The sequence below is a fragment of the Pigmentiphaga aceris genome, assembly GCF_008119665.1.
Lineage (GTDB): Bacteria > Pseudomonadota > Gammaproteobacteria > Burkholderiales > Burkholderiaceae_B > Pigmentiphaga > Pigmentiphaga aceris.
In genome coordinates this window covers 511,075-531,169 of sequence record NZ_CP043046.1, presented here as the reverse complement: position 1 = coordinate 531,169, position 20,095 = coordinate 511,075, and the positions used below count along the sequence as shown (strand labels likewise).

Here is a 20,095-nt window from a genome sequence, read left to right as displayed (position 1 = left end):
CATGGCGCGCATCGATCTCGACCTGGCGCACGCATACCGCGCCAACCCGCAGCAAGACAGTGACTACGCGCTCTTGCCGCTGAAGATGAGCTTCCGCGACGGTGGCGCATACGCCTTGCTCGGGCCATCGGGCTGCGGCAAGACGACCATGCTGAACATCATCTCGGGCCTGCTGGTGCCCTCGCACGGCAGCGTCAAATTCGACGGCCGCGATGTCACGCAGGCCAGCCCGCAAGAACGCAACATTGCGCAGGTGTTCCAGTTCCCGGTGATCTACGACACCATGACGGTGGCCGAGAACCTGGCCTTCCCGCTGCGCAATCGCAAGGTGCCGGCCGACCAGATCAAGAAGCGTGTCGGCGAAATCGCCGAGATGCTGGACATGAGCGGCCAGCTGGACCAGCGCGCAGCCGGTCTGTCGGCAGACGCCAAACAGAAAATCTCCTTGGGCCGTGGCCTGGTGCGCAGCGACGTGTCGGCCGTGCTGTTCGACGAACCGCTGACGGTGATCGACCCGCATCTGAAATGGCAGTTGCGCCGCAAGCTGAAACAGATTCACCGTGAACTGAAACTCACGCTGATCTACGTGACGCACGACCAGGTCGAAGCACTTACCTTCGCTGAAGAAGTGGTGGTGATGACGCGCGGCAAGGCCGTTCAGGTCGGCAGCGCCGAGGCCCTGTTCGAACAACCCGCACACACTTTCGTAGGTCACTTCATCGGTTCGCCCGGCATGAACTTCCTGCCTGCGACCAGCCGTGGCGACACCATCGACGTCGCGGGCACACCCTTGCGCGCCACCCGCAGCTTGCCCAAGGGCACGCTGAAGCTTGGCATTCGCCCGGAATACCTGCGGGTGGTCGAGGCCAATACGCCGGGTGCCATCACGGCGGTCGTCACGCAAGTGCAAGACGTTGGCACCCACGCGCTGCTGACGGCGGATGCCAACGGCAACAAGCTGAAGGCTCGCCTGCACGCCGACGCCGACCTGCCCGCCGTCGGCAACACCATCTGGCTCCAGGTTCTGGATGTCCATACCTGCTACTACCGTGACGAGGAGCTCGTTCCATGAGCACCACCACCAAACCCGTCAACCAGAAAGCCTGGTTCCTGATCCTGCCAGTGCTGATCTGCGTGGCCTTCTCGGCCATCGTGCCGTTGATGACGGTGGTCAATTATTCGGTGCAGGACATCATCTCGCCCGAGCGGCGCGTGTTTGTCGGCACCGAATGGTTTGCCGCCATGATGCGCGACGAAGAACTGCACTCGGCCCTGCTGCGCCAGCTTGGTTTCTCATTCTCGGTACTGCTGGTTGAAATCCCGCTGGGCATTGCGCTGGCGCTGTCGATGCCGGCCAAAGGCTGGAAGTCGTCGGCGGTGTTGGTCGTGATCGCGCTGTCGCTGCTGATTCCGTGGAACGTGGTCGGCACCATCTGGCAAATTTACGGCCGTGCCGACATCGGTCTGCTGGGCTACACCCTGCAGAAGATCGGCATCGACTACAGCTACACCGGCAACGCCACCGACGCATGGCTGACCGTGCTGGTAATGGACGTCTGGCACTGGACACCGCTGGTGGCCTTGCTGGCCTTCGCCGGCCTGCGTTCGATCCCCGACGCCTACTACCAGGCTGCACGCATCGACGGTGCCAGCAAGTTCGCCGTGTTTCGCTACATCCAGCTGCCCAAAATGCGCGGCGTGCTGATGATTGCGGTGCTGCTGCGTTTCATGGACAGCTTCATGATCTATACCGAGCCTTTCGTGCTCACAGGTGGCGGTCCAGGCAGCGCCACCACCTTCCTTAGCCAGTACCTGACGCAGAAGGCAGTCGGCCAGTTCGACCTGGGCCCGGCAGCCGCGTTCTCGCTGATTTATTTCCTGATCATTCTGTTGCTGTGCTTCGTCCTCTACAACTGGATGCAACGCGTCGGAACCCAAAAAGCAGAGGTGGAGCAATGAACCCCAACCGCCGCTTCCAGAAGCGCATCATCTTCCTGGCTTTGTACCTGTTGTTTGCCTTGTTGCCCATCTACTGGATGATCAACATGAGCTTCAAGACGAACGAAGAAATTCTGTCCAGCTTCTCGTTCTTCCCGCAGCAGTTCACCTGGGACAACTACGTTCGCATCTTCACCGATGAGTCCTGGTATTCCGGCTACATCAACAGCCTGATCTACGTGGCCATCAACACGGTCATTTCGCTGGCCGTTGCCCTGCCCGCCGCCTATGCGTTCTCGCGCTATTCGTTCCTGGGCGACAAGCACGTGTTCTTCTGGCTGCTGACCAACCGCATGACGCCGCCCGCAGTCTTCCTGCTGCCCTTCTTCCAGCTGTACAGCACGGTGGGTCTGATGGATACGCACGTGGGCGTTGCATTGGCCCACCTGCTGTTCAACGTGCCGCTGGCGGTGTGGATTCTGGAAGGTTTCATGAGCGGCATTCCGCGTGAAATCGACGAGACGGCTTACATCGACGGCTACAGCTTCCCGAAGTTCTTCATCCGCATCTTCCTGCCGCTGATCAAGGCTGGCGTAGGCGTGGCGGCGTTCTTCTGCTTCATGTTCAGCTGGGTCGAACTGCTGCTGGCGCGCACGCTGACCAGCGTGAACGCCAAGCCCATCGTGGCCACCATGACACGCACGGTCAGTGCGTCCGGCATGGACTGGGCAACGCTGGCGGCAGCCGGTGTGCTGACCATCGTGCCGGGCGCGATCGTGATCTGGTTCGTGCGTCACTACATCGCCAAGGGCTTTGCGATGGGCCGCGTGTAATCGGCCACATCTGAGACAGGAGACAAGAATGTTTGACTGGATGGTCTGGACCACCCCCGTGGCCGTGTTTTTCAGCTGCATCGCATTGATGCTCGCCGGCATGACCGTATGGGAAATAAAGTCGCCCACGACACTGCGACGCGGCTGGCTGCCGATCGAGACCACGCGCGGTGATCGCCTGTTCATCGGCCTGTTGCTGGCCGCCTACGTGAACCTGGTGTTCGTCGGGTTTGCGGGCAAATTCCAGGAGTGGTTGAGCCTGGATGCCGAGCCCTCGATCTGGATCAGCTTCGTGGCCTCGATGCTGCTGCTGGCCCTGGTGATGCGCAAAGGCTGAACGATTTTTTCTTGAACCGTTGGCTCCCAGATCCCCGGAGCCACGGTCTGACAATTTTGGGGACGAAAAACAGCTTGAGGAGATTCAACATGAAGATGCGCTACACCGCGCTGGCACTGGCGCTGGCCGCGACGTTCACCATGCAGGGTGCGTCGGCCGGCGAAGCCGAAGCCAAGAAATGGATCGACGCCGAGTTCCAGCCTTCCACGCTGTCGAAAGACAAGCAGATGGAAGAAATGAAGTGGTTCATGGCAGCCGCCGACAAGCTGAAGGCCAAGGGCGTGAAGGAAATCTCGGTGGTGTCCGAGACGCTGACCACCCACGAATACGAATCGAAGACGCTGGCCCGCGCCTTCGAGGAAATCACCGGCATCAAGGTCAAACACGACCTGATCCAGGAAGGCGACGTGGTTGAAAAACTGCAGACCTCCATGCAATCCGGCAAGTCGATCTACGACGGCTGGGTGTCGGACTCCGACCTGATCGGTACGCACTACCGCTACGGCAAGATCATGTCGCTGACCGAGTACATGGCAGGCGCGGGCAAGGAATTCACCAACCCCGGCATCGACCTGAAAGACTACATCGGCACCAGCTTCACCACGGCCCCTGACGGCCAGATGTACCAGCTGCCCGACCAGCAATTCGCCAACCTGTACTGGTTCCGCGCCGACCTGTTCGACCGCAAGGACCTGCAGGAAAAGTTCAAGGCCAAATACGGCTACGACCTGGGCGTGCCGCTCAACTGGAGCGCCTACGAAGACATCGCCGAATTCTTCAGCGTCGACGTGAAAACCATCGACGGCAAGCCGATCTATGGTCACATGGACTACGGCAAAAAAGATCCGTCGCTGGGCTGGCGCTTCACCGATGCATGGCTGTCGATGGCTGGTGCCGCCGACAAGGGCATCCCGAACGGCCAACCGATCGACGAGTGGGGCATTCGTGTCGCAGAAGACAAGTGCACCCCCACCGGCGCATCGGTCTCGCGCGGCGGTGCCACCAACTCGCCTGCTGCTGTCTATGCACTGACCAAGTACATCGACTGGATGAAGAAGTACGCGCCCAAGGAAGCCATGGGCATGACCTTCGGCGAATCCGGCCCGGTGCCCGCACAAGGCCAGATCGCACAGCAGATCTTCTGGTACACCGCGTTCACCGCCGACATGACCAAGCCCGGCCTGCCGGTGGTCAATGCCGACGGCTCGCCCAAGTGGCGCATGGCCCCCGGCCCGAACGGCCCGTACTGGAAGCAAGGCATGCAGAACGGCTACCAGGACGTAGGCTCGTGGAGCTTCTTCAAGGGCCACGATGCCGACAAGACGGCTGCTGCCTGGCTGTACGCACAGTTCATCACCGCCAAGACCACCTCGCTGAAGAAGTCCATCACCGGCCTGACCTTCATCCGTGACAGCGACATCCGCTCGGAGTACTTCACCCAGAACGCCAGCAAGTACGGCGGCCTGATCGAGTTCTACCGCAGCCCGGCCCGCGTCGCGTGGACGCCGACCGGCACCAACGTGCCGGACTATCCGAAGCTGGCACAGCTCTGGTGGAAGAACGTGGCCGAGGCCGTCACTGGCGAGAAGACCCCGCAGAAGGCCATGGACAACCTAGCTGACGAAATGGACAACGTGATGGCCCGCCTGGAACGCGCTGGCATGGCCCATTGCGCACCGAAGCTGACCCCGAAGGGTGATCCGGCCAAGTACCTGAGCGACGACCACGCCCCGTGGAAGAAGCTGGCCAACGAGAAGCCCAAGGGCGAGACGATCGCCTATGACAAGCTGTTGGGCGCGTGGAAGGAAGGCCGCGTGCGCTAATAAGCAATATCGCCCCGGCGACTAGCCGGGGCTGCTATCAATGCCTAACCGAACGAGGCTGATGCGGATGATCGCATCGGCCTCGTTTGCATTGGAAGACTAGGACAGCACCACGTCACCCGCATCCAATGCAGGCGGGCGCATCAAGTCGTCATCCACGCCCATCACGGCGGCGGCGCGTTCCACGGCTTGCCACAAGGGCGCAGGCATGTTCAGGATTTCTTCCGGTGACCCGGCGCGCGCAATCCATGCGCCAATGTCACGGTGTTGCTCGGCGGTGAGCAAGTCCAGGTGCAGCATCTCGTCGATGGTCTTCATGGGTCGGCGGGTGCCTTTTCTCAAGTGCCGGATCAGCGGACGCTGACAGGCTTATTCATGCATATGCTGCTGAAAGTACGCAGTTCAAGCTTAGCGCGGCAAGCGTGACGGATGCATGCGATGAACCGATGAAAACAAGGTTAAAAGCGTGATTCGAGGGCAGAATCTTTGCCTGCTGGCTCTCTGCCCGCTGACGCTGCGCTTATCTGGCGAACGTCGCAGGGGGATTGGCCAGAAACCGCGCACTTTCCGCCAGTTTCAACAAGGCCTGCAGCGCAGCTGACGCGCGTCGATCCTGCTGCACGAACAACTGGGCATGCGCTGCCTCGAACACCGTGTTGGATGTCCGGCGCGCAATCAGTTCACCACGTGCCAGTTCCTGCCGGATCGCAAATCTTGTCAGGAAGGTGATCGAATCGGTGGCGATCACATGGCGTTTCAGCGCATCGACAGAGTTGCTGGTGAAGCTGGGCGACAGCCTCACCCCGTCGGCCTGCTCGGCAGTCTGTGCCAGCATGCGCAGGCCGCTGCCGGGGGTCGTCAGCGCCAGCGCATAACCTGCCAAATCCGCCAAGGCAATTGGCCGTTTCCCTTTCGCGACCGCATGCTGCGGCGATGCCACTACGCATACCGGCTGATGCCGTTCGCGCACCACATGCACGCCTGGGTCGACGGGCGCGCTCAGGGCGATACCCAGGTTGGCGCGGCCTGCCGAGACTTCCCGCACCGCTTCGCTGGCCCCCATGGTGTCAACCGTCACCAGGATGCGCGGATAACGGCGTGTGAACGCGTGAACCACGCCATCCATCAAAGCAGGCAGGAACCCCTCACCGACCACGATGCGCAGTTCGCCGCGCTCCAGGCCTTGTAGTTCCCACAAGCGATGACGCAGGGTGTCTTCCCCCAAGCTGCGCTCCTCGCACAAAGCCATGACCAGCAGCCCTGCTTCGGTCGGCACCACGCCGCGTCCACGACGTTCCAACAGGACCGCGCCAACGTCTTCTTCCAACTGCTGAATCTGGCGGCTGACTACCGAGGCTTCGACGTCGAGTTTTTCGGCAGCAGCGCGCATCGAGCCGCTGCGAACGGTCTCTGAGAAATAGCCAAGGCGCTTTTCGTTGAGGGCGGAGGGGTTCATTGGCATGGCGATCCTGCGCCTAAGAAAACAGATGCATGCAACAAGCTGCGTTGCGGAAATATGGCGGCTGGAGACGAATAAGTAAAACCGAAACTCAGCACAACCCATCAAGCGATGACTCCGCACCGATCGTTCAATTCGCTATTCATCTGGCTCAACGAGCGTTGCTCTGTAGTCAACACCACATTACAAGATTCTTTATTGATCGCATGACTCGCCCGGGCAGATACTTGCTTCGCAAGTTTCCCATCCCCTGCCCCCAAGGATCGTCATGCGTGTTTTCTCCGGTGCGCTCGCCACTGAGACCAATACCTTCGGCCCCATGCCCACGGGCATTGCCGCCTTCCATGAACGCGCCTATTTCCGGGCGGGCGAACACCCGGACAAGATGCAGATGCACAGCGGCCCGCTGTGGGCGGCGCGTGAAGTCGGTCCGGCGCGGGGGTGGACCTTGATCGAGGGGCTGGTGGCCGCCGCCGTGCCCAACGGGCTGACGACGCGCCATGCTTATGAAACCTTGCGCGATGACCTGCTGAACGACCTGCGTGCGGCCCTGCCGGTGGACATGGCCTTGATCGGCCTGCACGGCGCAATGGTGGCCGATGGTTATGAGGACTGTGAGGGCGACCTGCTGGCGCGCATCCGCGAGATTGCCGGGCCGGACACGGTGATTGGTGCCACGCTGGACCCGCACACCCACCTGAGCCAGAAGATGACGGACAGCGCCGATGTGCTGATCTGCTGGAAGGAGTATCCGCACACCGACATTCTGGAACGCGCTCGCGAGCTGGTGCAGATCTGTGCCGACACCCATGCGGGCAAGATCAGGCCGCAGGCGGCCGTGGTCGATACGGGCATGATCGTGTCACTGCACACCACACGCCAACCTGCGCGCGGCTTTGTCGATCGCTGCACCGCGCTGGAAGGCAAGGACGGCATTCTGTCGGTGTCCATCGTGCATGGTTTTGCCTGGGGCGACGTGCCCGACATGGGGACCAAGATGCTGGTCTACAGCGACGCGCTGCAAGACCCGAGTGGCGTGCGCGCCAACGCGGTGGCCCAGGAAATTGCCGATGCGCTGTGCGCGGCACGCGATCAGTTTGAAAGCCCCTGGCCTGACATCGATACCGCGCTGGACGATGCCTTGGCGACGGACGGCAGCATCGTGCTGGCCGACAGTGCCGACAACGCAGGCGGCGGCGCGCCCAGCGATTCCACCTACATCCTTCGTCGCTTGTTCGAACGCGGCATCGACAGCGCCTGCGTCGGCCCGCTGTGGGACGCCGGTGCCGTGAAGCTGGCCTTTGACGCAGGGGTGGGTGCAAGGCTGCCGATGCGCATTGGCGGCAAGATCTGCCCGCAGTCAGGTGACCCGGTTGACGCCATCTGGACGGTCAAGGCACTCAAGCGTGACATGTTGATGAACGGCCTGGCGGGCACGCTTGCCAAGCTGGGGGACTGCGCGCTGATCGAGTCGCAAGGTGTGGCGGTGGTGATCTGCACCATTCGCACGCAGGCATTTGGCCGCGATCTGTTCACGCAGCTTGGCCTGAACCCCGAGGACCGCAAAATCGTCGTGGTGAAATCCTCGCAGCACTTCTACGCGTCGTTTGCGCCCTTGGCTGCAAAGGTGATCTACGTGGGTGCGCCGGGCGTGGTGGTGCGCGATTTGTCGATGCTGCCCTTTGCCAACATCAGCCGCCCGAAGTGGCCGATGGACCGATAAAGCACGGCTACCGATGCGCGTTCGGATCGGCACGCATCGGTGGAAACGGCGTCAACTTACGCGCTCAGGCAGGGCGCCACACCACTGCTATACCTTCGGATAATTGACCCCAGGCACCTGTCGGACAACACTCCAGGCTGACAGCTACTCGGATTTTCTGGCCGCGCCTGGTGCGGCCCTCAAGCCGATGCGCTCCCATTGCCCCAGACAATGAAGACCGCGCCAGCGTGAAACGACCTGCCTCCCTGCCAACCAGTCAGCCACACCCGCCTCACAGCGCGGGCGAGGCATCAGGTCACGTCCACGCTGCACCCGTTGGCACACACGCCGCCAACGACACCCGTTCTGCCCCACCGATCGTTGCACACGACACAGACATCGAGCCCGAAGATACGGTGTTTGCCTTCGGCCCGTTTCGGCTGATCCCTGCGCAGCGCCTGCTGGAAGAAGACAACAACCCGGTTCGTCTGGGCGGACGCGCGTTCGACCTGTTGCTGGCCCTGGTTCGGCGGGCCGGCGACATCATTGGCAAAGACGAGCTGATCACCGCCGTCTGGCGCGATCTGGTGATCGACGAAAGCGGGCTGCGTGTGCAGATGGCGGCCTTGCGCAAGGCCCTGGGCGAACACCGCACGGGCGTGCGCCATATCGCCACCGTGTCGCAGCGAGGCTATAGCCTGGTGACACCGGTTCGCCGGCTGCAACTGTCATTGACAGCGCCTGCCTACGAAGAGATTCTGCGTCCTGCCGTGCCGGTACGCGCATCGCTTGGCACCTTGCCCACCGTGCTGACCCGCATCATTGGGCGCGACGAAGCGGTAGATGCGGTGATCCGCACCTTGCCGACGCGGCGGTTCGTATCGCTGGTCGGCCCGGGCGGCATGGGCAAGACCACCACCGCGCTGGTGGCCGCCGCACGGCTGGCCCCGGCCTACCAGGACGGCGCGTTTTTTGTCGACCTTGGGGCGCTGCCCGACGCCGAGCGGGCGACAGAAGCCGTGGCCACGGCACTTGGCATGCGCACGCACACGGCAGACAGCCTGCAAGATATCGGCAACTGGGTCGCGTCCAAATCCATGCTGATCGTGCTGGACAACTGCGAGCACGTGATCGCGGCAGCGGCCGCCATGGTGGAATTTCTGCTGGGCCAGTCGCCAGGCATCCACGTACTGGCCACCAGTCGCGAACCGCTGCGTGCACAAGGCGAATGGGTGCAACGGTTGGCATCCTTGGCCATTCCTGTCGTCACCCCGCAAACCTCGTTCGAGACGGCGCTGAGCTACCCGGCTTTTGAACTCTTCGTGGAACGCGCCACGGCCAACAGCGACAGCGTCCGCTTTGGTGATGCAGACGTCGCCAGCATTGCGCGGCTGTGTACACGTCTTGATGGCATTCCGCTGGCAATCGAACTGGTCGCCGCGCGTGCCGAGAACTTCAGCCTGAGCAGCCTGACTGCCGCGCTGGACAATCACCTTCCGCTGCCGACGCTGGGCCTGCGCACTGCCCTGCCCCGCCATCAGACCTTGCAGGCAACGCTGGACTGGAGCTATGCCCTGCTGCAGCCCAGTGAACAGCGCCTGCTGCGTCGTCTGGCGATCTTCCGCGAACGCTTCGTCCTGGCGTCAGCCATTGCGATCGATGTCGATGACGGATTGAACGCCGAATCGACCCTCATGGCCACGCACGAGTCCGAAATGGCCTTGATGAACCTCATCGCCAAATCGCTGGTTGCGGCAGAAAAACACGACGGCGAGATGCAATACCGGTTGCTGGAAACCACCCGCGCCTACGCAGCACGCGCACTTGCAGCCAGCGGCGAACTTCACGAAGTATCCCGACGCCACGCGCTGCTGTGCCACCGCTGGCTGCTGCGTGCAGCGGCAGATTTCGACGTGCTGCTGCCGGCCCATTGGCGCATGCGTTATGCACGTTCGATTGACGACGTGCGCGCCGCACTGACCTGGTCCGCAGGCCCGGACGGCGACCCGCAGATCGAAGCCATGCTGACGGCGGATTCCGCGTCATTGTGGTTCGGGATCGGGGCCGTGCAGCACTATCTTGGCGCAGTCGAAAAGGTAATGGCGCAACTGCCTGCTGCCGCCACGGGAACCTCGCTGGAAATGCGTCTGCTGCTGGCCTTTGGTCAGACCAGCATTGCCATGCATGGTGCCGTGCCGCAGTCACGCGCTGCGCTGGTGCGTTGCATTGACATCGCGCAATCGCTGGGCGACTCGGACTACCAATTGCGTGCGCACTGGGGCGTCTTTGCCTGGGAAACCTATCGCGGCAATCATGCGGCTGCCCACGATGCGGTGGAAGCGTTCGGCGCGGTGGCGCGTGCCAGCCACGATGAACGTCATTGCCTGGCCTACCACCGGGTCAAGGCGGTGTGCCTGCAAATGCTTGGGCAGTTGTCACCCGCCTTGAAGCATTTGCGTCAGGCGCTGACGCCGGCGGGCATCGTCGTGCGTCAGTTGCATGGCAGCCCGTTCCAATTCGACCATCGCACTGCCGTCTTCACGCAGTTGTCCAGAATTCTGTGGCTGCAAGGACATGCCGATCAGGCCGCGGCAGCGGTGCGCGATGCCATCGATACCGCCACCACCTTTGACGATGCGCTGTCGCTCACCTATGCGCTTGCCTATGCCGCCTGTCCGGTGTCCTTATGGCGCGGTGACCTGGTTGCTGCGCGTCGCTACATCGACATGCTGAAAAAATGCGCCGAGAGCAATGGCCTGATGTTCTGGGCGTCCTGGGCACGGCTGTACGATCAGGTGCTGCGTGCCCGCGAGGGTGCGACGGGTCTGACGAACGTGGACGACACCCAGTTGCAGATCAGCCTGGTGGACATGCTGCCCACCTTGTCGGAAGGATATCTTTCTCCGCTGGTGCTGCACCGAACCAGCACCGGCATGAATCTGTGGTGTGTCGCGGAAGTCATGCGGGTGTCTGCAGACCGTGTGCGCGCGGCCCGACCAGACCAGACCCGCGCGGCAGAAGCCAGCTTGCGTCAGGCGCTGAAAATTGCACGTGACCAGGGTGCGCATGCCTGGATCTTGCGCACCAGCACCAGCCTGGCACGGCTGCTGCATGAAGACGGGCGGCATGTTGAGGCGCAACGGGCGCTTGCCGGCCCGCTGGCTGCGGTGACCGAGGGCTTCGACACCGCTGACGTTATCGCAGCCACGCAACTGGCCGAGACGTTGCGGCGAAATAGCGGGCAGGCCTCGGCGGCGTAGCCGCAGCCTCGATGGCTTGGCTGCCGGTTGCTTGACCCATGGGTTGGCCAGTCATCCGGCCTGTCGATGCGGGCACCGGCCTGGGCAGATAAGCAACCCCACGACGCTCGGTCTGTGCACGATCTACGGCAGATACCGCGCGTGCCTCTGCCGTGGCCGGGCCAGATGCCGGAATCAACCCACGCGCCATCGCGGTCGTGACCACCTGTGTACGGCTGCGTGCCGACATCTTTGCCATCAGCGCCTTCAAGTGAATCTTGATGGTGCCCACCGCCAGGTCCAGTTCAGTGGCGATCAGCTTGTTGCAGTTGCCGCGCGCCAGGCTGACCAGCACATCGAGTTCACGCGGCGTCAGGGCTTCACGTGTCAGGCTGTCGGCCATGCTGCGCGCAGCCGCAGCGCACAGATAACGCACGCCGCATTTCAGCGCTCGCATGCCGTCGGCAACTTCTTCCACCGGGCAATCCAGCAGCACGTAACCGTGTGCACCAGCCTCCAGGGCGATGCGCACGTCTTGCTCGCGGGCTTTGTGCGTCAACATCATCACCCTCGGACCATTTGCCGTGTTCGCACCATCGCGCCGACTGGCCAGCAGCGCCATGCCGCTGTCGTAGTCGGTCACCACCACATCGGCGGTTCGCCCAGACACCTGCTGGTCAGTCGCATCAAGCGGACATGCGCCCTTGCACAAGGCAACGTCCAGCCCGCCCTGCTCACGTAATACGGCGGCCACCCCAATCGCAACGAACGGCTCGGCATGCGCCACGAGGACGGTGATTGGATCGAGGTTTGCTTTCATAGTTATCCCACATTGGATGTTGCATTGACCAATGCGCGCACGCGCGCGAATGACCCCGGACTGACACGTCGATACTCAGCCAAGCGAGGTGGATGGGCCAGTTATGACTTGTGAAAAGATGGGAAACGCTGCCCACGTCCACGCAGCGGGGATTTCGCATATTTTTTCTCGACGCCCGATGCGGAGTGCCGCCATGATCTGCACCACATCAGTGCAGCCACTACGGCTCAAGCTGGTACCAATACACTGGCATCGCTTGCGGCCCGATCGGGGCGCGGTGACGCATGCATCGACGCACGAAGGGTGGACATCGGCATGACAAGCGCATCACCCGGAAAGCTGTTCACGCCTGTGACATTCGGTGCCTTCACCCTGTCTCATCGCGTGGTCATGCCCGCCATGAATTGCAGCCAGGCTTCGGACACCGGTGTGCCCACCGACCGCATGGTGCGGCACTACGGTGATCGTGCAACCGAAGGGGGCCTGATCATCTGCGAAGCCTGTGCGGTATCGGCACGCGCGCTGGGCCGTCATGCAGCGGGCCTGCACACGGCTGAACAAGTCAACCACTGGCATCGTGTGACAGATGCGGTGCACGCACGCGGCGGCATTGTCATGGCGCAACTGGACCACAGCTCGCATTGGGCAGGAACAAGGGCGCACACGGAAACCGATCTGGATGACGATGCGCTGGAAGCGGCGCTGATCGACTATCGCAATGCCGCCGAGCATGCTGGCGACGCAGGTTTCGACGGTGTCGAATTGCACGCGGCACACGGGGCCTTGCCAGCGCGGCTGATGCGACTCGACAGCAGCCATCGCTACGCCGGCCAATTTCTGAATTTTCTGACCAGCACGCTTGCGAATATCTGGGGGGCCGATCGCGTCGGTGTGTGCCTGTCACCGCCACTGCACGAAGACGCGGGAAACTGGCTTGCTGCTTACCAGACGCTCGCCCACAACTTGCACCACGATGCCCTCGCATTTGTGCACATTGCAGACCTGTCACCCACAGCAGGCAGCCATGAATGTGACGCCGCCTGCCAACGTGCATCCCACCTGCTGCGTGACGCGTGTCCAACCAAACTGCTGGTCTCGGGCGGCTTCACCCGATCCGATGCCATGACCCGTGTCGAGCACGGCGACGCAGATGCCATCGGATTCGGACGCGCCTTCCTGGCCAACCCGGACCTGCTTGATCGCCTGATGAAAAACTCAGCGCTCAACGAGCTCGACCCCGACAATCATCTGGTCCGCCGCCACGACGCAGACCCGCAAATACCGCGACACTGAAACCGCTCCACGCTCGCGTTCCGTGCCTATGCGAGTTCCCCCGCCCCCGGCAATTCGACACGAAACACCGCCCCATGCGGCAGCGCTGCCGAGACGCTCAAACGCCCGCCATGCGCATCCACAATGCTGCGGCAAATCGCCAGGCCCATGCCCAGGCCTTCTGCCTTGGTGGTGAAGAATGCGTCGAAGAGTTTTTCTTGTGTCTGCGCAGCGATCCCCATGCCGCTGTCTTCCACGATCACCGCCACGCGCTGATCTTCCGTGGCCTCGGACACGATATTCAAGGTTCGCGCACGATCGTCGATCACGCTCATGGCATCGATGGCATTCAGGATCAGGTTCAACAGCAACTGCTGAATCTGCACCCGGTCGGCAAACCACGGCAGGCTTGCCGGATCAAAGCGGGTGCGCACCTGTATGCGGTGCTTTTGCAACTCGCCCCGGCTCAAGGCCAGCACCTCGTGGACCAGCTCGTCCAACTGGAAGCGGGTGGGTTCGGGAGCAGCCTTGCGTGCCAGTGCCTGCAAGCTGCGAATGACGTCGGCCGCACGCCGCGCATCCGCTTTCACCTCGTGCAATACCTGCCGCACCTCGGCAATGTCAGGCGGGTCGCGATTGATGAAATTCAGGCCCGCACTGGCATTGACCGCCACCGCACCCAGCGGCTGATTGATCTCGTGCGCAATTGACACGGCCAGTTCACCCATGGTCGTCAGCCGCGATGCGCGTGCCAGTTCGGACTGCGCGTTGCGCAAGGCTTCCTGGTTGCGCAGACGTTCGCTGATGTCGCGAAACACTAGCACTGAACCCACCACATCACCATGATCGCCAATGATCGGCGCACCCCGCGCATCGACGGGGATCTCGCGCCCGCTGCGTGCCACCAGCCACGCCTGGGCTTCCTGCCCGGACACCAGATCGGCACACGACACGTGTCTGTTGCGGTGCGCGTCCCCCGGCCCACCGCGCGCGTCGTCGGTCACGAAGATCTCGCCGACCAAACGGCTCGCCGCGTCTCGCAAAGTCCAACCGGTGAGCGCTTCCGCCACCGGGTTCATGAAGGTCACACGCGATTCATTGTCGGTGGCAATTACGGCGTCACCAATGCTCGACAAAGTGGCCGCATACCGACGTTCGCTTTCGTGCAAGCGGCGCTCGGCGTTGTGCTTGTAAAGCGCCATTTCAATCACGGTGCGCAGCTGTGAATTGTCGAATGGCTTGAGCAGATAACCGAAAGGCTCGGTCATGCTTGCGCGCGTGATGGTGTCATCGTCGGCATAGGCCGTCAGATACACCACGGGAATGCGCGCTTGTTCGCGAATGCGCAATGCGGCCTCAACGCCATCGAGTGCGCCATCCAGGCGGACGTCCATCAAGACCAGATCGGGGCGCTGATCCAGCGCAATCTCGATGGCCTCGGTGCCGACCGCCGTCATGCCGACCACGCTGTGGCCAATGCGCGCCAATTGCTGCGCGATGTCGCGCGCGACGATACGGTCGTCTTCGACCACGAGTATGCGTGCGGGGGTCATGATGCGTTCGGCGCAGCATCGCCGAGATCGAAGGTGATGGTGAAGGACGTACCGCCTTCGCGGCGAACCACCAGGCGACCATCGAGCTGCATGCTCAGGTCGTGCACAAGCTGCAAGCCCAGCGATGGCGCATTGGCGATGTCGATGTGCTCGGGCAGACCAATGCCGTCGTCGGCCACGCTCAGCGCCAGCCGCCCACCGTCATTCAGGCGCATGGCAACCACCACACGCCCGCTGCGACGCTCGGGTGGGAACGCGTGTTTCATCGCGTTGGACACCAGCTCGTTGGTAATCAGCCCGCAAGAGATCGCGCGGTCCAGATCGAGCTGCACGTTGTCGCCTTCCACGATCAATTCCGCGCTGCGCGCCTGCATACCATAGGCGCGCACCAGTTGCGCACACAGGCTTTGCAGATGCGCCAGCATCGGCACCCGGGCGAAGTTCCCTGCGCGATACAGGTTCTCGTGCACCAGTGCCATCGAACGCACCCGGTTGCGGCTTTCGGCAAACAGCTCGGCAACCGCCGGGTCAGCCACGCTGGAAGCCTGCAAGCTGAGCAGACTGCTGATCAGTTGCAGGTTGTTCTTCACACGGTGGTGCACCTCTTTCAGCAGAGACTCTTTTTCTTCCAGCGTGGCGTTCTGCACCGACACAGCGGCAGTCGATGCCAGCAAGCGCAGCACCGCCACCCGTGACGGTGTGAAGACCCCTGCAGACAACTCGTTTTCCAGGTACAGCAAGCCGATCAATTCAGCCTGCTTGATCAGCGGCAAGCACAACACCGACCGGCACCGCCGCGTCGACAGATACGGGTCGCCCGAAAAATCATTGGATGTCGCGGCATCATCAAGCAACACCATCTGCTGGGTGCGAATCACGAAATGCAGAATCGATTCCGGCAGATCGGCCGCCGTGACCGCCGCCTGACGCAAGCGGGTCTTGACACCTTCAACGCGTGTCTTCGCCTCAGCCTCGATGCGCAACCTGCCATCCTGCGGCAATATCAACAGCCCGCGCTGCGCGCCCGCATGTTCCAGCGCGGCCACCATCAAGGTGTCGATCAGCTGCGGCAAACCCGCCTGGCTCGCCACGGCCTCGGACGCTTTCACGATGGTATCCAGATCCAGATGGGTGAGATCGGCGCTGGTCGACGTCGACAGCGAGTCCATATCGTCGTCACGTTGCGCCAGCCCCGGGTGCTGGCGATCAAGCTGATGCACCTTGCCGATCGCTCCCCAGCGCAGATAGGCACGTCGGGCTTTGCGCAGCAAAGCCGTGGCGACGATAGCCAGGCCCGACTCACGGTAAAAGCGCGCGGCAACCTCGCTGGCCAGTGCTTCGTCGTTGTGTCGCTGGCCTGCAATCGCGCCTTGAATGGCAACTTCGAACCCGTGCATGGCTTCACGATGCCAGCCCTCGATACGGGCGATCTCTGCACCTACCAGCGCGGCACGCCCGCCAAAATTCGCAGGACACGTGCCAGCCCACACCTGCAACTGCGCATGGTGCGAGGTCAGCATGGCACGCAGGTCGGCGCGGTCTTCGGGCGCGCAGATATCGTGGCAGGCCGCCCGCGTGAGCGCAGCAAAGAAATGGTATTCGGCCCATTCGAAGTGGCCGGGCGATGTCCAGATCAGTGCATCGGCCTTGCAGGCTGCACGCAGGGCGGCCTGGAAATCGCCGCCGAACAGGCATGCCTGCATCTTGCGAATCCAGTACCAGCACTCGGCAATGCCCAGGCTGGGATTGGCCGCCAGGTGAATCTCGAATGCGCTCTCGCTGAACTCGGCATCGTCAAACGACACCATGCCCGGCAAGGTACCCCGCAGGCTGCGGATCAGGCGAAGCTGCGAGGTGATGATGTCGTCGATCAGGCCGAACTTTGCCTTGCGCACGAACGCAAGCCGGGTCTCGGCTTCCCACTGCACGCTGTCCAACGCATCCCCGCCACCCAACCGACTGGTGATCAGCGTGCAGGAACTGAAGCCACCATAGGTCACGTCGCCAATCGTGGTCGCCGCCTGGAAGGCACGCCGCAAGAAAGGCGGGGCCGTGTGAATGTCCCGCGACCACGGAATGACGTGGGCACCAAAGGTGTGGAACACACGACCCGCATACCGGTTGGACGGATTGCGTTCGACCAGCGTCAAGCCCAGGCTGCCGAATCGGAAGGCCGCGTTGTAGTCGCCAAACTGCGAACCTACGACCATGCCAAGGTAAGCGTAGGCCAAGGGTGCCGCATCGCCGTTGCCGAATTCCATACTCAGGTTTGCCATCCGGCACAGCACCAGGCAGACCAAGTTTTCACTACGGAAAAAAGCCGGCGGCAGCACGGCGGTCAACACGTCCAAGGTAGCGCGTTGGAAGGGGTCGGCGATCTGTGGACGGTCGGCCAGCGACTCGATCGACGCCTGGCCCAGGCGCTGCAACAAGGCGTCGTATTCCGCCCGGGCCTGTGCAGGCGTCGGGCGCGCATCCCACGCAATGCCAACCTGCCGGAGATAGTCCAGACACAGCTCGATGGCCCGATCGCTCTGGTCCATGGCGGTGTGCAAGGTGACCTGCAACCAGGCAACGGTTGCCCGGTCGATCTGGCCAGAGGCCCGCACGGAAAGTATCTGCAAACGCTGGGCCGCACCTTGCAGATCGCCCGCCTGAAACTCGCACTCGGCCAGCTGGTAGTTCAGCGGAAACGCCAGCGCGTATTGCGTGTCCCAGGCATCTGCCGGCAAGACCGCAAGCCCGGTCAACAAGAACCCGGCGGCGGTCTCGTAAGCCCCTGCGGTCTTTGCGTTCATCCCGGCCTGCAAGCTCAGCGCGGCAAGCGACAGACACTCATCCAGCTCGACCACCAGCGGTATGGCGCGGCGATACTGACTGACCGTATCGAACAACCATTGGTTGGCCAGCCCCGGCGGCGCAGGCCGCGCACACAAAGCACGCGCCAGACGCAGATGAGTGGATGCGCTGTCAGCCGCCGGCATCAAGGCATGGGCGGCTTCCTGAATGCGGTCATGGACGAAATGCACGCCGTCCGTGCTCCATGCAAGCAAGCCCGCTGAAACCAGCGCCAACAGTGTTTCCTCAAGCGGTGCCTGTTGCCCTGCGGTGATTGCCGACAACATGGCGCGCGACGGCTTGCCACCCAGACAGGCCAGGTCGATCGCCAACGCCTGTGACGCGGGGCTCAGGCGCGCCAGGGCACCACCCACCAGTCCAAGCACATCGTTGTCATACGAACGCGCAGCGATCTCTGAGGCGTCCCAAGCCCAGGCCGATCGCGCGGCATCGAAGGTGATCGACTGGTCTTCCACCAACTCGCGCAGCAGCCGGATGGCAAAGAATGGATTGCCTTCGCTGCTTCGCTGCAAGATGTCAGCCAGCTCCCCGGCCGGGCCGGGCGGACACAGCAGGGCGTCGCCCACCAACTGCTGCAAATCGGCGTGCTGAAGCGGCGGCAAGCGCAGTTCTTCGAACCTGGCCTGGGTGGCCAGACGAATATCGTCCAGCGTGGCCGTCAATGGGTGCGCAGGCGCGATTTCGTTGTCGCGATAGGCACCGATCAGCAGCAGGTGGGCCAGCTCCCCATCGACCAGCACCTGCCGAAGGAAGTGCAGCGTTGCGCTGTCCAACCATTGCAGGTCGTCCAGAAACAGCACCAGCGGATGCGTCGCCTTGGCAAACACGCCCAGGAAGCCGCACAGCAACCGGTGGAACCGTGCCTGTGCCTCGGTGGGCGGCAGCTCGGGCACAGGGGCTTGTCTGCCGATCACGTGCTCAAGCTCGGGCACCAGATTGATCATCAAGGCGGCATTGGCCCCAAGCACCAGCCGCAGTTGCGCAGCGCAGGCCGCCAGCTCTGCTTCAGGCTGGGTCAGCACGCCGCGCACCAGCGATTGAAGTGCCTGCGACAAAGTTGCGTACGGGGCGTCCCGACGATATTGGTCTACCTTGCCGACCGCGAAACGCCCCCTGGCCGCATCGATCTTTTTCTGCAAGGCCCCGACCAGTGCAGACTTTCCTGAGCCGGAAGGGCCAGACACCAGCACCAGGTAACACGCCCCGGTATCGGCAACATGCCCGAACGCAGCCGCCAGCCGGGCCACTTCAGCCTCGCGGCCGTACAGATGGTCGGGAATGCTCAGGCGTGGGCTGGCGTCACGCTCACCCAGCGCAAAATCATCCACCTTGTTGGCGGCATCCCATTGCATCAAGGCACGCTGCAAGTCGAAGGCCAGGCCCGCAGCGGTCTGATAGCGCTCTTCCGGTGCCTTGGCCAGCAGCTTCATCACAATCGCCGACACGGCCTCGGGTACCTGCCCCGATTCGCTGAGCGGCACGGCACGGCGTGCAAGATGACTATGCACCCATGCCATCGGATCGAAGGCAGCGAAAGGCAGCTCGCCAGCCAGCATCCGATAAAAAATGATTCCCAGCGCATACAGATCGCTGCGCACGTCCACCAGGCGCCCGGTCCGTCCGGTCTGTTCCGGCGACATGTAGGGCAGATCGTCTCCGACCCGCTCTGCGGGCGACGGTGTCAGCGGACCGTCCGCAATACGCGCGGCCCGCCCGAAACCGGTGACGCGCGCACTGGCACGCGGCCTGTCCACCAACAGGTTCGACGGTTTCAGGGCCGTGTGCACAATGCCAGCGGCATGCATGGCGGACACCGATTGGGCAATGGCACGCGCGGCACCCAGAAAGTCGCCCACGGGCCAGGGTTGGTCGAGCAAGCCTTCCAGAAACTCGCCGCCCGGGTCCCGCAGTACCAGCGCGGCGCGATCCAGGCGACGATACAGCGCCAGTGGCATGACCGCCCAGGCAGCATCCAGCGTCGGAGCAAGCTCGACCTCGTGCGCCAGCTGGTTGATGTCGGTCGGGCTTGCCGATGTCCCGTCAGGGCTGGCTATCAGCAGGGTGTGGCTGCCCGGATCAGTACTGCGGTGTACCGCCAGCCTGCCGTCGCGCCGCAGCACGGTCCATGCAGCCGCCAGATTCTCTTCGCCAAGCAATTCCACCAGCCACAGCGGCGGCCGGACAGGCAAGGACGAGGTGTTATCCACCGATGCAACAGACTGGGCAACAGACGCAGGGGTGGACCTCACGGAATCTCCAG

Annotated in this window: 13 protein-coding genes; 8 read left to right on the top strand and 5 right to left on the bottom strand. The window is 62.7% G+C overall.

The window, feature by feature from the left end; genetic code table 11:
- Window position 1 precedes the first annotated feature (1 nt).
- The 5 genes from FXN63_RS02225 (at window position 2) to FXN63_RS02205 (ending at window position 4,931) form a co-directional block, all read left to right on the top strand.
- Window positions 2-1,072: an ABC transporter ATP-binding protein gene (locus tag FXN63_RS02225; RefSeq protein WP_148812431.1), complete on the top strand. Its 1,071-nt coding sequence runs from the start codon at window positions 2-4 to the stop codon at window positions 1,070-1,072.
- Window positions 1,069-1,959, top strand: a complete 891-nt coding sequence (locus FXN63_RS02220; RefSeq protein WP_148812429.1) for a carbohydrate ABC transporter permease — start codon at window positions 1,069-1,071, stop codon at window positions 1,957-1,959. Before FXN63_RS02225 ends, FXN63_RS02220 begins: the two co-directional genes overlap by 4 nt.
- Entirely contained in the window at window positions 1,956-2,771 is an 816-nt protein-coding gene (locus FXN63_RS02215; RefSeq protein WP_148812427.1) for a carbohydrate ABC transporter permease, read from the top strand. Before FXN63_RS02220 ends, FXN63_RS02215 begins: the two co-directional genes overlap by 4 nt.
- A gap of 28 nt (window positions 2,772-2,799) precedes the next feature.
- Window positions 2,800-3,108: a DUF2160 domain-containing protein gene (locus FXN63_RS02210; protein ID WP_148812425.1), complete on the top strand. Its 309-nt coding sequence runs from the start codon at window positions 2,800-2,802 to the stop codon at window positions 3,106-3,108.
- A gap of 89 nt (window positions 3,109-3,197) precedes the next feature.
- On the top strand, window positions 3,198-4,931 hold the full coding sequence (locus FXN63_RS02205; protein ID WP_148812423.1) for an ABC transporter substrate-binding protein: 1,734 nt from the start codon (window positions 3,198-3,200) through the stop codon (window positions 4,929-4,931).
- A gap of 99 nt (window positions 4,932-5,030) precedes the next feature.
- Here FXN63_RS02205 and FXN63_RS02200 read toward each other — a convergent pair whose 3' ends face one another.
- Both FXN63_RS02200 and FXN63_RS02195 read right to left on the bottom strand, forming a co-directional pair.
- The gene (locus tag FXN63_RS02200) at window positions 5,031-5,249 is read right to left on the bottom strand and encodes a hypothetical protein (RefSeq protein WP_148812421.1); all 219 of its coding nucleotides are present in this window, start codon (window positions 5,247-5,249) and stop codon (window positions 5,031-5,033) included.
- A 202-nt stretch (window positions 5,250-5,451) separates the two neighbouring features.
- Entirely contained in the window at window positions 5,452-6,387 is a 936-nt protein-coding gene (locus FXN63_RS02195; RefSeq protein WP_246165004.1) for a LysR family transcriptional regulator, read from the bottom strand.
- Between the two features lie 271 nt (window positions 6,388-6,658).
- Between FXN63_RS02195 and FXN63_RS02190 the strand changes: the two genes are divergently transcribed.
- Window positions 6,659-8,113, top strand: coding sequence for a M81 family metallopeptidase (locus FXN63_RS02190; RefSeq protein ID WP_148812418.1), 1,455 nt, complete (start codon window positions 6,659-6,661; stop codon window positions 8,111-8,113).
- 227 nt (window positions 8,114-8,340) lie between these two features.
- Window positions 8,341-11,352 (top strand): ATP-binding protein, encoded by a 3,012-nt coding sequence (locus tag FXN63_RS02185; protein WP_187395071.1) that lies wholly within the window; start codon window positions 8,341-8,343, stop codon window positions 11,350-11,352.
- On the opposite strand, the gene FXN63_RS02180 is transcribed toward FXN63_RS02185, so the two are convergent.
- On the bottom strand, window positions 11,288-12,151 hold the full coding sequence (locus tag FXN63_RS02180; protein WP_148812414.1) for a response regulator transcription factor: 864 nt from the start codon (window positions 12,149-12,151) through the stop codon (window positions 11,288-11,290). The genes FXN63_RS02185 and FXN63_RS02180 overlap by 65 nt on opposite strands.
- Before the next feature lie 315 nt (window positions 12,152-12,466).
- On the opposite strand from FXN63_RS02180, the gene FXN63_RS02175 reads away from it, so the two are divergent.
- Window positions 12,467-13,444 carry an oxidoreductase gene (locus FXN63_RS02175; RefSeq protein WP_148812412.1) on the top strand — a complete coding sequence of 326 codons (978 nt, stop codon included), beginning with the start codon at window positions 12,467-12,469 and terminating at the stop codon, window positions 13,442-13,444.
- Between the two features lie 26 nt (window positions 13,445-13,470).
- Here the strand turns inward: FXN63_RS02175 and FXN63_RS02170 are convergent, their stop codons facing one another.
- Window positions 13,471-14,976: an ATP-binding response regulator gene (locus FXN63_RS02170; RefSeq protein WP_148812410.1), complete on the bottom strand. Its 1,506-nt coding sequence runs from the start codon at window positions 14,974-14,976 to the stop codon at window positions 13,471-13,473.
- Window positions 14,973-20,084 carry an AAA family ATPase gene (locus tag FXN63_RS02165; RefSeq protein ID WP_148812408.1) on the bottom strand — a complete coding sequence of 1,704 codons (5,112 nt, stop codon included), beginning with the start codon at window positions 20,082-20,084 and terminating at the stop codon, window positions 14,973-14,975. The genes FXN63_RS02170 and FXN63_RS02165 overlap by 4 nt, the downstream gene beginning before the upstream one ends.
- Between the last annotated feature and the right edge of the window lie 11 nt (window positions 20,085-20,095).